The organism is Neobacillus sp. DZ-9 (assembly GCF_059587065.1).
In genome coordinates this window covers 345,620-358,160 of record NZ_JCAIOL010000003.1, presented here as the reverse complement: position 1 = coordinate 358,160, position 12,541 = coordinate 345,620, and the positions used below count along the sequence as shown (strand labels likewise).

The 12,541-nt window shown below is 36.4% G+C and carries 15 protein-coding genes; 6 read left to right on the top strand and 9 right to left on the bottom strand.

What is annotated here, in order from left to right:
- Window positions 1-9 precede the first annotated feature (9 nt).
- The 5 genes from AC59HZ_RS10195 (at window position 10) to AC59HZ_RS10175 (ending at window position 3,394) form a co-directional block, all read left to right on the top strand.
- Window positions 10-924, top strand: coding sequence for an ABC transporter ATP-binding protein (locus tag AC59HZ_RS10195; protein ID WP_496545685.1), 915 nt, complete (start codon window positions 10-12; stop codon window positions 922-924).
- Window positions 917-1,897: an ABC transporter permease gene (locus AC59HZ_RS10190; protein ID WP_496545684.1), complete on the top strand. Its 981-nt coding sequence runs from the start codon at window positions 917-919 to the stop codon at window positions 1,895-1,897. The genes AC59HZ_RS10195 and AC59HZ_RS10190 overlap by 8 nt, the downstream gene beginning before the upstream one ends.
- A 116-nt stretch (window positions 1,898-2,013) precedes the next feature.
- Window positions 2,014-2,382, top strand: coding sequence for a VOC family protein (locus tag AC59HZ_RS10185; RefSeq protein ID WP_496545683.1), 369 nt, complete (start codon window positions 2,014-2,016; stop codon window positions 2,380-2,382).
- A 223-nt stretch (window positions 2,383-2,605) separates the two neighbouring features.
- Window positions 2,606-3,157, top strand: a complete 552-nt coding sequence (locus AC59HZ_RS10180; RefSeq protein WP_496545682.1) for a hypothetical protein — start codon at window positions 2,606-2,608, stop codon at window positions 3,155-3,157.
- Window positions 3,158-3,268: 111 nt separating this feature from the next.
- Window positions 3,269-3,394 (top strand): hypothetical protein, encoded by a 126-nt coding sequence (locus tag AC59HZ_RS10175; protein ID WP_496545681.1) that lies wholly within the window; start codon window positions 3,269-3,271, stop codon window positions 3,392-3,394.
- A 51-nt stretch (window positions 3,395-3,445) separates the two neighbouring features.
- Here AC59HZ_RS10175 and AC59HZ_RS10170 read toward each other — a convergent pair whose 3' ends face one another.
- From AC59HZ_RS10170 to AC59HZ_RS10140, 7 genes are all read right to left on the bottom strand, one after another.
- Window positions 3,446-3,685, bottom strand: coding sequence for a twin-arginine translocase TatA/TatE family subunit (locus AC59HZ_RS10170; RefSeq protein WP_496545680.1), 240 nt, complete (start codon window positions 3,683-3,685; stop codon window positions 3,446-3,448).
- 67 nt (window positions 3,686-3,752) lie between these two features.
- Complete coding sequence (gene dltD, locus AC59HZ_RS10165; RefSeq protein ID WP_496545679.1) at window positions 3,753-4,967, bottom strand: D-alanyl-lipoteichoic acid biosynthesis protein DltD; 1,215 nt, start codon at window positions 4,965-4,967, stop codon at window positions 3,753-3,755.
- The gene (gene dltC / locus AC59HZ_RS10160; protein ID WP_496545678.1) at window positions 4,964-5,200 is read right to left on the bottom strand and encodes a D-alanine--poly(phosphoribitol) ligase subunit 2; all 237 of its coding nucleotides are present in this window, start codon (window positions 5,198-5,200) and stop codon (window positions 4,964-4,966) included. The genes dltD and dltC overlap by 4 nt, the downstream gene beginning before the upstream one ends.
- A gap of 5 nt (window positions 5,201-5,205) precedes the next feature.
- Window positions 5,206-6,372, bottom strand: a complete 1,167-nt coding sequence (dltB, locus tag AC59HZ_RS10155; protein ID WP_496545677.1) for a D-alanyl-lipoteichoic acid biosynthesis protein DltB — start codon at window positions 6,370-6,372, stop codon at window positions 5,206-5,208.
- Complete coding sequence (gene dltA, locus AC59HZ_RS10150; protein WP_496545676.1) at window positions 6,369-7,886, bottom strand: D-alanine--poly(phosphoribitol) ligase subunit DltA; 1,518 nt, start codon at window positions 7,884-7,886, stop codon at window positions 6,369-6,371. Before dltA ends, dltB begins: the two co-directional genes overlap by 4 nt.
- Window positions 7,887-7,903: 17 nt before the next feature.
- Window positions 7,904-8,053, bottom strand: coding sequence for a teichoic acid D-Ala incorporation-associated protein DltX (gene dltX, locus AC59HZ_RS10145; protein ID WP_289983013.1), 150 nt, complete (start codon window positions 8,051-8,053; stop codon window positions 7,904-7,906).
- Window positions 8,054-8,215: 162 nt separating this feature from the next.
- Window positions 8,216-9,238: a M42 family metallopeptidase gene (locus AC59HZ_RS10140; protein WP_496546035.1), complete on the bottom strand. Its 1,023-nt coding sequence runs from the start codon at window positions 9,236-9,238 to the stop codon at window positions 8,216-8,218.
- A gap of 249 nt (window positions 9,239-9,487) precedes the next feature.
- Here AC59HZ_RS10140 and AC59HZ_RS10135 point away from each other — a divergent pair, with 249 nt between their 5' ends.
- Window positions 9,488-9,934: a hypothetical protein gene (locus tag AC59HZ_RS10135; RefSeq protein ID WP_496545675.1), complete on the top strand. Its 447-nt coding sequence runs from the start codon at window positions 9,488-9,490 to the stop codon at window positions 9,932-9,934.
- A gap of 89 nt (window positions 9,935-10,023) precedes the next feature.
- Here the strand turns inward: AC59HZ_RS10135 and corA are convergent, their stop codons facing one another.
- Window positions 10,024-10,980 carry a magnesium/cobalt transporter CorA gene (gene corA / locus AC59HZ_RS10130; RefSeq protein ID WP_496545674.1) on the bottom strand — a complete coding sequence of 319 codons (957 nt, stop codon included), beginning with the start codon at window positions 10,978-10,980 and terminating at the stop codon, window positions 10,024-10,026.
- Between the two features lie 11 nt (window positions 10,981-10,991).
- Complete coding sequence (locus AC59HZ_RS10125) at window positions 10,992-12,335, bottom strand: hypothetical protein (protein ID WP_496545673.1); 1,344 nt, start codon at window positions 12,333-12,335, stop codon at window positions 10,992-10,994.
- Window positions 12,336-12,541: the final 206 nt, after the last annotated feature.

Below are 12,541 nucleotides of genomic sequence, written 5' to 3'. Positions count from 1 at the left end.
GGAAATAGTATGGAGAAAAAAATCACATTATCAGTGAAGAATTTAAAAAAAGTGATTGGAAGAAGAGAGATTATTAAGGATTTGACTTTTGATTTGCGTGAAGGGGAAGTGTTCGGCTTCCTCGGACCTAACGGGGCTGGCAAAACAACCACGATTCGAATGCTGGTCGGCTTGATTAAACCTACTTCTGGAAGTATTCAGATTTGTGGAAACAATATTGAAGATCATTTTCAAGAAGCAATGAACAACCTTGGCTGTATTGTTGAAAATCCGGAATTATATCCATATTTATCTGGGTATAATAATTTGCTTCATTTTGCCCGAATGCTTGATGATGTTGGGGATGAGCGAATAAGAGAAGTTACTGAACTTGTTGGCTTGACTGAAAGGATTCATGATAAGGTGAAAACATATTCCTTAGGGATGAGACAGAGATTAGGAATTGCCCAGGCACTCCTGGGAAAGCCCAAAGTATTAATTTTAGATGAACCAACTAATGGGTTGGATCCGGCGGGAATACGTGAGATGCGGCAGTTTATCCGTTTTTTGGCTGAAGCAGAAGGCTTAAGTGTTCTCGTATCCAGCCATTTATTGAGTGAAATTCAGCTTTTATGTGACCGGGTGGCGATTATTTCAAAAGGGGCTATTATCCGCGTTGATACGGTCCAACAGCTGTTAGAAAATCGTGAACGTGTAGTTTGGCATGTTGATCCCTTTGAAAAAGGAAAACAAATATTGGGCTCCTTAACATCCATTGAGGAAAAAGACGATCGGACCATTTTAACAGAATTCGATGAAAAGAAAACACCGGAATGGAATAAACGACTCGTTCAAGCAGGGGTTTCTGTCATTGAAATCAATCGGAAAATGCCTGTACTGGAAGACTTATTCCTCGAATTAACCGGGGGTGATACGATTGAATAAACTGATTCAAAATGAAATGATGAAGCTAATTGCAAAAAAACGGTTGATCGTCATTGCCATCATAATTGGCATTCTTGTTATGTTATTTACATATGCACAGTATAAGCAGGTTCAAACTCAGCGGGAAAAATTAGGGACCAGTGACTGGAGAACGATTTTACAACAGCAAATCGTGGATACGACTAATCGGTTAAGCAGCAGCCGAATTTCAGACGATTGGAAAAAGCAGCTTCAAATCTCATTACAGCAGCAGCAATATTATCTTGACCATGACATTAATCCAGCAGAGCCGGGTGCTCCAACGTTCATGAGGATTTTCCTGGAAAGCTCGATTGATTTATTTATCCCTTTGATGGTCATGGTCATAGCTAGTGATTTGGTCTCTTCTGAACATAGTCTTGGCTCGATAAAGCTACTTTTGACAAGACCTGTGAAACGGTGGAAAGTGCTCTTAAGTAAATACATAACCCTCTGTTTAGCAGTGTCATTAGTAATTGCGATTGCTGGTATTTTGTCTTATGCCCTTTCTGGGGTTGTTTTTGGCTATAAAGGCTGGGGAGCCCCGATTTTAACAGGATTTAATGTGACCGATACGGGTTTAAATACCTCGGAAGTCAAGCTTTTAAGCCTGTGGAAGTTCTTGTTAATGGATTTTGGGCTGGTATGGTTCGTTTCCATCGTAGTAGGTACATTATCCTTTATGTTATCAGTTTTGATTAGGAGTACGGCAGCTGGTATGGGCGTAATGCTCGCTGCATTAATTTCAGGTGCAATCTTAAGTAATATGGTTTCTTCTTGGGAATCAGCAAAATACTTTTTTATGGTCAATTTACGATTAACCGACTACATGAAAGGTACGGCTCCACCCATTGAAGGAATGAATCTTTCTTTTTCAATGATGGTTTTGTTTGTTTGGTGGGCAGCAGCCCTTCTCGTATCATTTTTAGTGTTTACAAAAAAAGATGTCTATTAAAAAAACTATCTCCGTTCAGGTGGAAATAGTTTTTTTTTGAACATAACTTTTATTTGATAGAAAATTATTAATTTTATAAAATAGAAGTGTATAGATGAAGAACTGGAGGGGTCAATATGTCATTTACCATTAAAAAAATCGATCATGTTCAGCTTGCGGGACCAAAAGGGTGTGAGGAGGCTGCAAAAGAATTTTTTGGTGAAATCCTTGGGTTAACAGAGGTGGAGAAACCGGAGGAATTAAAAAAACGCGGCGGAGTATGGTTTGAATTCGGCACCTTCCAAATTCACATTGGGGTGGAGGAGCCGTTTGCTCCAGCTAAAAAAGCACACCCAGCTTTCGTGGTTGAAAATATTGAAGACTTAAAAGCCCGCCTTCAGGAGAAACAAGTAGATTTTACTTCAGACGATAATCTTCCTGGTGCCTCACGGATTCATGTACATGACCCATTCGGCAATCGCATGGAATTTTTGGAGTGGGTTTAAACTCTATTTGATACGATCTTAAATTTTGCTTTTCATTAATTGAGCAGCCCCTATCCAATAGGATAGGGCTGTTTTCCTTTTTCCTGGCTGTTGAGATAAATAGAAAATCCCTAAATTTTTGTCGAAATGGTAAATTTTTTTTGAAAATCTGGGCATGATAAATTCGTGCCGATTTAAAACTGGTTTAATCTTCTAAGTATAATAAGTAAGGAAGGGATATTTAATGAAATTAAAGTTGTTCAGTTTGTCGTTGGGGTTATTATTGGCATTTCCAGGAATTGTTGGTGCACATGAGCATGCACCCGTAGACCATATGGAAAAAACACCTTGTGACTGTGCAGAAGGGAAAGAGCATCATCAAATGCACAGAGACTGGCAAGCACATATGCAGGAAAGAGAGCAAAAGCTTTTGGCTTGGGTAGACCAATTTACACCAAATAAAAAAGCAGAATGGACGAAGGTTCTTGATGAAAGAAAAGCGCTTCACAAGCAATGGATGAGTCCTGAAAATGCGAAAAAGCGCGAGCAATGGAAAAATGAGAAAATGGCAAAAATACAGGAATTAAAGAAGCAATTGGATGCAGGTAAAATTACTAAAGAGGAATTCATAAAGCAGGCACATGGCGGCAAGGGGATGGGACACTGGAAAATGTACCATGATTTAAGTCTTGCCGTTGAGAAAAAGGATAACAAACAAGCAGCGCTGCTATTAAATCAGCTATTACAGCAAACTAAAGAACATAATCAAAAGCTTAAAGAATTATTAAAGAAATAATGACTGCAGTGAAAAAGCCGATTCTCATGGATTGGCTTTTTCTAATTTAAGTAGTTAAAAATGCAAAACATGGGGAAATTAATAATGATGCATTTATGAGGAGGGTTCCGAATGAAACGAAAAAATTTAATGCTGGCAACTGTAGGATTAGGAGCAGCGTTTTTACTTCGAAATGAAAAATCCCGAAAAATGATAATGAACCAGTTCCAAGGGATGGCAAAGAAATCCCGGAAGTAAATAATACAAAAACATCCCTTTCGAACGAAGGGATGTTTTCCATTTGTGACATTACTTTTTTAATTCAATTTTTTCCTGTTTTACTTCTTTAATTTCTTCCTGTTTCACTTCTTTTATTTCTTCTTTAATTTCTTCCTTGATATCGTCGGCAATTCCTTCTGTCGCTCTCTTAAACTCACGGATTGATCTGCCAAACGCCTTTCCAATTTCCGGTAGCTTATTTGGCCCAAAGATAACCAAAGCAACAATTAAAATTAATATTAATCCCGGTACACCAATATTTGAAAACATAATTACATCTCCTAGTGAGTGGCTGGTAAATAGTCTACATTATTATAACGGATATACTGTAATTATACTAGTTTATCGGCAATTTTGCTTGAGCTATTGTGTCTGACACATTTTTTCCATCATAAAAGTCTTTTATAACTTTATCTGTATATACCCAGCCTTTCCAGCCTATATGAATCGTATCCTTCATAAAATAGGGGTCGTACTCATGATTTGAAAAATCGGCAATTTGAAAGCCCTCAGATTCAATTTGCTTTTTTATTCGGGTGTAGTAAGATTGTCGGCCTTCTAACGGGAAACCTGTATAATCATACCACTTACCATTTACGGGTACAGAAACAAATAATGGTTTCGCACCGGATTCCTTCAGCAAATCAAGGACAAGCTGAAAATCACCATATTCAGGGGACTCCCCATAGGATGCACCGACCTTTGAATCTTTTAAGGAAGGAACCATTTTCTTTATTTTATTGTACTGATAATTACTAATATAAAAAGGATTATTCGTTGATAGTCGTTCTCCCATGTGCTCTGCTTGGACCTCTAATTGGTCCCAGGATTTATTCCGGACCTTTTTGTTAATATCACGATTACGGGAATATCCGCCTGCGAGCGTATAATAATAATCCTTTTTAACCAATAAATCATGATAAAAAATGGCAAAGGGACGATAGATAGCAGCCTTTTTCTTTGTCCAAGAATCATTCGTAATTTCCGCTTTTAACATCGTTGAAAGAAGCGGATCACTATTAATTGGCGAAAAAGTAAGCAAACGCTTAATCGCTTTTTTCTTTATCACGGGATCTATATTTTGATTCAAGGCAAAATCATATCCTTGAAGGGAAGAATAATTGGGAACAAAATGGCTTTCGTCGGCTCCTCCCGGTTGAAACCATTGCGGAGACAGGACAAAAACGAGCTTTTTCCCCTTTAGCTGACTCGTATGCTCTGAAAAATTTAAAAAGTGAATTAATGATTCTGTCCCGCCACGACCAACAAGAAATGGAGTAAATCCATCTTTCGATTCCTTGAAATAATTGGAAGGATGAAAACGATCCAGCCTTGCAAGCTCAGATGAGCCATAAATCGGCAAATACTGTTTATTCTTCAACATTTTTCCTTGAACATACTTTCCTTGAAACATAAATGGATTTAATTCCGTTGCCGCTTGAGTGACCCTAGTTTTTGGAATGAGATCTTCAATCCATTGATTGGGTATTAAAATCAACATAGCCAGAACAAGGAAAGCTAAGAAAATTGGTGAAAATAAAGGTTTTTTCATCTTCTATCAGCCAATAAATTGGCAATGTTATTTGGTGTATTCCAACTATCGCGATCGAATTCTGTGATCGGAATAAGAATATTAAACCGTTCCTCGGCCAGGACCAGTAATTCAACAGTGCCAAAAGAATCCAACAGACCAGCAGAAAATAAATCAATATCCGGATTTTCCTTCACAACATCGTCCTGGCAGATTTCAGCTAATAATGCGATAACTTCATTTTTAAATTCCATGTTGATCAAACTCCCTTTTGAAATAATTGTCCTGAGAAAATATAAAAGCCAAAGCAAATGAAGTGGAACGTAATGATAATAGCTGCCACATGGGTAAATTTATTGTTTGGCCACCATTTATGCTTCTTGTTAAATCGTTCAAATGAATTATATAGAACCATCAGCAGGGCGTGATAAATTCCATATAGAATATATTGGATTTCAAGGCCATGCCAGAAGCCCATTATTAAAAAGAGTAAAATATAGCCTAGATTTGAGACAATGTTGCGGTTTTTTATCCATTTCTTTTTTGTCATCCAGAAAACAAATCTCATGTATACATAATCTCTAAACCAGAAGGAGAGACTCAAGTGCCAGCGATTCCAGAAATCCTTAATATTTCGGCTGATAAAAGGTTTGTTAAAGTTTTCCGGAGATTTAATTCCCATAATATAACTGACACCAATCGCAAAAGCACTATATCCTGCAAAATCGAAAAAGAGATAGAGGCTGTAAGCATACATATAATATAAGTGATGCTGAAATTGGCTATGGGCAATAAATCGTAAATTAGCGATAAAAAAATGATTAATAGAATAACCAATAATATATTTATATAAAAACCCTAGGAAGATTTTATTGATTCCATCATAAAGCAGCTGCTTATAATCATCTCCGGATATTTCCGTTTCTAAATCCTTTTCAAACCGGCGGTAGCGGTCAATCGGGCCCGATGAAATCGTTGGGAAGAATAAGATAAAATACAGCAGCTTAGATAAAGGCAGTTCCTTTTTAATTAGCCCATCTCTAATTTCCATAATGATTTGTGTACCCTTAAAAGTTAAATAAGAGATTCCCAGAAAACCAATTACGCTAATGTTCGAAAAATATGGCAGGAGCTTCGAAACGGCCAAGGGCAGAATTGATAGAAAAACCGCTGTGTAAAAAATCCCATTGCCATTCGATTGTTTTCGGTAATGCAAATATAACCTGATTAATATAACCTGCCAAATGGTAAACAGTATTAAAGCCAAAGCCTGATTAAGAGAAGATGAAAATATCAAACCTAAGGCAGCAATCGTTGCTAACATATTATAGGTATGAAACCTCTTTCCCCGTAAACCAAAAATAATCGTCGGTGCTAAAAGGATCGCGATGATGAAAAAGAATGTGAAGGAACCATATGGTGTCATTTCAGCACCATATCCTTTATTGTTTTTCGATCCAGTTTCCCATTAGCCGTAATCGGAAGCTCATTATAATAGGAGAACTTCCTCGGAATCATGTAAGCTGGGAGATATTCGACAAGTTCTTTTTTAATCGTACTCGTTAACTGATATTCTTTTTCAAAATCATGGTTATCAGGGATAATCACGGCTTCTAAATAGTCAATTTTCTCATTTTGAAAAACGGGAATGACTGCTGCAGCTTTTACATACTTTGATTTTGCAATATGGAATTCAATCTCTTCTAATTCCATTCGGTACCCATGCAGTTTAATTTGAAAATCAATTCTGCCTTTGTAAAAAATAAGCCCTTCTTGATTTTTGTAGCCGGCATCCCCTGTGCGATAGGCAAGATGACCATTATATTGAAAAAATGCCCGTTCAGTTAATTCCTGCTGTCTAAGATACCCTTTACTAACACTAGGACCGACAATAACCATTTCTCCATTTTCACCATTGGAAACCTCATTACCATTTTCATCTAAAAATAGAATCAGTGTACCTTCTTTTGGTTTTCCAATCGGGAGATATTGATAGGAATCCAACATTTCAGCAGTAACCTCAATCGAGGTTACTGCTACCGTCGCCTCTGTTGGTCCATAGGTGTTGAATATTTTTGCTTTAGGAAACCTGTCGAACAATTGCCGGCAGATGCCAACAGGGAGGATTTCTCCGCAAAATAAAAACACGCTAAGCTCGGGCAGCAATTCCTCTTTAAAAGAGGGGTCCATTAAACACATTTGTACAAAGGAAGGTGTTGATGTCCAAATTTGTGTTTTAGAATCGGTTAATGCCTCAAATAATAGTTTTGGCTTTGCAATCATTTCTTTGGTAATGGCAAAAAGAGTTCCACCGCTTACCAATGCAGGGTAAAGGTCCATAACTGAAAGATCAAAGGAATAGGGTGCTTGATTTAAAAATCGAAACGGTCCATCGATCGGAAAATCCACAGTCATCCAATCTACAAAGCTCTCCAAATTAGCTGCTGAAATTTGAACTCCTTTAGGATTACCAGTGCTGCCGGACGTATATATAATATAAAAATTATCTTGGTTTTCCACCCAGTTTTTCGGGTCAACTTGCTGTTCAAAGGGATGCCCCAATAGGATATCTTCTACAGTCACCACAGTAACTGATGAAGTATCAATATCCATGACTTGCCCAGAACAATTAATGACTAATTCCAATCGAGCACTGTTGATGATATTTATCACGCGCTCCGACGGAATCGAAGTATCTACCGGTATATAAGAATGACCTGACTTTACGCTGCCTAAGAAAGAGACCAGCATCGAGGCTTCCATATGACCGTATACCAATATCGGTGATTGATTTCGTAAATTTTGGTTTAATAGAAAGTCAGCCACTTGCTCTGACTGTCTCCAAAGCTCGGAGTAAGTAATTTCCGCATTGGGTGATATATAGGCCAATGTTTCTGGTTGTGTTTGTGCAAGCTCACTTATGGTGTTTAATATTCTCATTGTTTACCTACCTCACATTAAAAGTCGTTGTAAATATAAGAACCCGCACTTGCATCATTAAAACCGTACATAAAAAATAACAAGAGAAGAATCAGCAAATAATAGACAAAGCGGCCGAACCACTTTAACTTTTGATTGACAATGAAAGCTTTAAATTTAGCAAACATCGTGGTGTACCCCCTAAAATCCCAACTGACTTAATTATAATAATGCGGTTTTGAATCTCTTGCATTAAAATTAGATGAGAAACGAATTAATTTTAAGTGACCAAATCCTAAAAATAATAAAAAAAAGGCCAAGTTGTGACACGTGGCCTTTTTCAATGATGATTATAATACTAATTCTGATTGGATGTAATGGAACAATAGCTTAGCGGTATTTGCAAGCGATGATTGATGTGTCCGTTCAAAGGCATGAGATGAATCAATACCTGGTCCGATTAGTCCATGGACAATATCATGCCCTGCACGTATGGCCGCTGACGCATCGGAGCCATAAAACGGATAAATATCGAGTTTATATTCGATATCATTTTCTTCAGCCAAACGGACCAGATTTTTTCGTAATCCATAGTGGTAAGGACCGCTCGCATCCTTAACACAAATGGAAACGGTGTATTCATCGGTTGATTGACCATCACCCATAGCTCCCATATCAACGGCTAAGTATTCAACCGTTTCTGGTGTAATATTGGAATTGCCGCCATAGCCGATTTCTTCATTGTTGGAAATCAGAAAATGAGTCGTATATGGGAGCGTTATATTTTCAACTTTTATCTGTTTCATTAACTGCAGTAACACGGCTACGCTTGCCTTATCATCTAGATGGCGGGATTTTATGAAGCCGCTCGGCGTTACTTCCACACGCGGATCAAAAGATACGAAGTCGCCTACTTCAATTCCAAGTTCCCGGATATCTTCAGCATTATGTACTTTTTCGTCAATTCGAATTTCCATGTTTTCCTGATTTCGTTCTGCTTTTCCGGCATCTTTATATACGTGGACGGAGGTCTGGTGCATTAAAATGGTCCCCGTAAATTTTTTGCCGCTGCTGGTTTCTATCTGGCAATATTCTCCTTCAATCGAATTGAACTTAAATCCGCCGATTAGGTCAATTTTGAGTCTGCCATTCGATTTGATTTCCTTAACCATTGCCCCGAGTGTATCTACATGAGCCGTCAGCATCCTGTGGCGGCCTTGATCCTTACCTTCAATCGTCGCAATTAATCCGCCTTTTCGGTTTCTTTTCGTCTCAATTTTTAGCTCGGAAAGGTATTTTTCAACAAAAGTTATGACTTCATTTGTATTCCCGGACGGGCTTGGAATTGATACTAAGTCCGTCAATAATTTCATGGTTTCCTCTGTATATTTATTTGGCACGGAATGTTCCCCTTTCAGCATTTTCATACATATTTATTATACCTATAATCAGCAGTATCTTGTCTTATTTGAACCAGCCTTTTTTCTTGAAATTTTTTTTATATAGGGTTCAGGAAATTTCTAGAAGCGTATACAAATTTCTGGTAAAATATTATAGTATACTTATTGATTTTAATATCAAATATTCTATTAGAATTAATTCTCTTTAGAGGTAATGAATAAATGAAGGACGCTAATTTTACACACCATATAAATACGCTTATTACAAACTTTGAACAAGCAAATGACAGGGCTCGATTTGAAATGATTAAAGTAGATGATACATTAATATATACAGACATAGATCAAAGTCTACTTGATTTCGTTAACCTAAAACGACATGATATAATTGGAAAAACATTTTTTGACCTCCCTATAAAGAAACATTGGGCAAAGAAAATGTCAGGAATTTATGAAAATGTTTGGGAAGGCAATGAAACAGGTTATTATTCATTTCCATACTCAAATGAAAATATTTTTTTAATAATTGCTATAAGGCCTATCATCGTAAATGGAAAAACAGTTAAGATAGAAGGTAGATGTGCACCTATAGAAAATAAGGAATTCGATAAGGGGTTTTCAGGTACGCTTATATTCCTAAATGATTTTAATATGAAGTTAAGAGGCTGACCCAAAAGGCCGTTGAATAACGACTCTTTTCGGCCAGCTTTTATTTATACTGTGTTAAACTTGGCTGTTGCTTCCCATATATCCTGCAATTAAAACCATCCCTTTTTCTTAAACCAGAGAAACATTGATAACCCAATTACGCCCATTAAAACCAAAGAATAGCCGTATCCATATTTCCAATCCAATTCTGGCATATGTTTAAAGTTCATCCCGAAAATTCCCGCAATTAAGGTTAGGGGGGCGAAAATGGAAGTCATAATCGTAAGAACCTTCATCACATTATTGGTTTGATGGGAATTTAACGAAAGATAATTATCCCGAATGTCAGCGGTTATCTCGCGGTTTGCCATCAGCATTTCCGATAATTTTAAAAGATGATCGTAGATATCAGAATAATATTCTTTTCTTGTTATAATGTTTTTCAAATGCTGTGAATTTAACATTCGGTAGAGCAGATCACGCATTGGATTAACAGTATGAGTTAGATTCAATAACATATATCTTGTTTCGAATAATTCTTTTAATAAATTATTCATTGGTTTATTAAGAGTGTTATCTTCAATTTCATCTAACTTATCCTCAATTTTGTAAATAATAGGGAAGTAATTGTCTACGATTTTGTCTAAAATTTCGTAAAACACATGAGTATTTGTAAACTTATCTAAGTTTTTTAAAGTTGTTATTCTATCCACTACTTGAGAAACTTCAATAGAAGGCTTAAGGTGGAAAGTAACTATATAGTTTTCACCTACAAAAAATTCTAGCTCCTCCTTGATGATTTCCTCTCTTTCTTCTCGAACAATGTGTGTAATAAAAAATGTATATTCATCGTAATAATCGAGTTTAGGTCTTTGAAGGGTAGTATTTATGCAATCTTCAATAGCAAGTGGATGAAAATTAAAAGTTTCATTTAAATGTTTAATCTCCTCATCAGTTGGTTCATTAAAATCCACCCAAAAGCGTTTATATTTGGTTAATGTTAATTTATCAATTGTATCTTTTTTTTCTAATGTATCTGACTGGGTAATACCCATGAAGCTGATCATATTAAAAACTCCTAATTACTTTTTTTCGGGAACCTGGATGAAATCACCGCCTGCTCATCCCATTGTTTTTTATTTTTTCGTTCCTGAATGACTTGATACAAGCTTTGGAAACCAAGTATGGCTACCACGATTATACCACTAAAAACAATAAAGACGGCGAAGTATTCAAAGGGATTATAAGACTTAAAATGTGACCAATGAATCTTTCCTTCTAGATCCTTAGTAAATAGATTCATACTGAAGATTCCGCAGATCACCGTATAAAGCGTGAGAACTAAAAGGAGCATACTGTCCTTTTTTGTAACTGAATTTTCCTCATACTTAAAAAGGCTAAAAAGGGTCTCTTTAGTATTTAAATATAACGAGTCAATTTTATAGGCACGTTTAAAAAGTTTAAAAAGCTCCTGTCCCTCGAGTTTAGCTGGATATTCGACAAAGAAAAAATTAGAGGTAAACGAATTTATAATATAGATCAGTTTTTCTATCTTATTATAATCCTTCTCTATATGAATAGTTGAATAGAGATGGGCAATTTTAACAAAAACCAATTTATTAAATATATTGATCAAGTGGAGGTAGTAATTTTCTCCGTAAAAGCGTTTGGCTACAGACATTAAATTTGTGGTGCTGCCATTTGTTAGACATGTAAAACAGTGTTCATTTACACAAATATATGTATGGGGGGCCCAACGGCTATAGATGTGGTCTGTTAAATAGTTAGTTATATATTCATGATTTCCTGCGTCACCACCACAAAGTGTGACGGAGCGAAAAACATCGATTTCATCAATGGCTTCATCATTAGCTAAATGAAGAAGCGATTGGATATGCTTTTTGTCTGGCTCCAAAAAAGGCGGAGGGGAATCAAAATCAACAAAGGGCCACAAATCTGGAAGCAAGTCCTCATAATCCTTCCTATTAAATTTATTTGCAAACTCTATCGCATTAGATAAAGAGACATCCTTTATTTCTGTCCGCACCGTAATAAATCCAAGCTCATAAGGACAAATGATTAAATCAATGGAATGTATTAGAAAGGGTAATTTTAGGTCGGTAGTTGACAATAAACCATCCATGCTAAAAGCCTTCGTAAATCTTTGGAATCCCTTCTCGTGTCCAGAAGAGGGGAAAAGAAATTGGGATGTTAATGGAAGAAAAAAAGACTCCATTTCACTGTGTGAGACTTGGTAACCTCCATAATAGGCCGATTCATTTTGTAATTCATTTAAGCGAAATGAAGTAAATTGATTCTTTTGTAGATATAAGATGAAATTACGTATCTTAGCTGCCTTCCATGAGAAGGGGAGAATAAATTGAAAAAATGCCTGTGATACCTGTTTTTCCTTTATCATCATTTCATTATATTCCTTTCAAATAAAAGCTGTCTAAAATCAACATTCCCGATTTAATAGAATAAAATTCCAATCTTTGAGGGAAATTACGATGAAAGAAATTGTTAGGAGCAAGGAGATGCCATCTTATAAAGAGGTAGAGATCAGTGATACAGGACTAATTGAATGAGTAGAATGGGCATTCCTAAAATTGGAATGCCCATTTTTAA

Coding starts and splice junctions, on each gene's coding strand:
- AC59HZ_RS10195 (WP_496545685.1), top strand. CDS start 10: ATGGAGAAAAAAATCACATTATCAGTGAAGAATTTAAAAAAAGTGATT.
- AC59HZ_RS10185 (WP_496545683.1), top strand. CDS start 2,014: ATGTCATTTACCATTAAAAAAATCGATCATGTTCAGCTTGCGGGACCA.
- AC59HZ_RS10180 (WP_496545682.1), top strand. CDS start 2,606: ATGAAATTAAAGTTGTTCAGTTTGTCGTTGGGGTTATTATTGGCATTT.
- AC59HZ_RS10175 (WP_496545681.1), top strand. CDS start 3,269: ATGAAACGAAAAAATTTAATGCTGGCAACTGTAGGATTAGGAGCAGCG.
- AC59HZ_RS10170 (WP_496545680.1), bottom strand. CDS start 3,685: ATGTTTTCAAATATTGGTGTACCGGGATTAATATTAATTTTAATTGTT.
- dltD (WP_496545679.1), bottom strand. CDS start 4,967: ATGAAAAAACCTTTATTTTCACCAATTTTCTTAGCTTTCCTTGTTCTG.
- dltC (WP_496545678.1), bottom strand. CDS start 5,200: ATGGAATTTAAAAATGAAGTTATCGCATTATTAGCTGAAATCTGCCAG.
- dltB (WP_496545677.1), bottom strand. CDS start 6,372: ATGACACCATATGGTTCCTTCACATTCTTTTTCATCATCGCGATCCTT.
- dltA (WP_496545676.1), bottom strand. CDS start 7,886: ATGAGAATATTAAACACCATAAGTGAGCTTGCACAAACACAACCAGAA.
- dltX (WP_289983013.1), bottom strand. CDS start 8,053: ATGTTTGCTAAATTTAAAGCTTTCATTGTCAATCAAAAGTTAAAGTGG.
- AC59HZ_RS10140 (WP_496546035.1), bottom strand. CDS start 9,238: ATGAAATTATTGACGGACTTAGTATCAATTCCAAGCCCGTCCGGGAAT.
- AC59HZ_RS10135 (WP_496545675.1), top strand. CDS start 9,488: ATGAAGGACGCTAATTTTACACACCATATAAATACGCTTATTACAAAC.
- corA (WP_496545674.1), bottom strand. CDS start 10,980: ATGATCAGCTTCATGGGTATTACCCAGTCAGATACATTAGAAAAAAAA.
- AC59HZ_RS10125 (WP_496545673.1), bottom strand. CDS start 12,335: ATGATGATAAAGGAAAAACAGGTATCACAGGCATTTTTTCAATTTATT.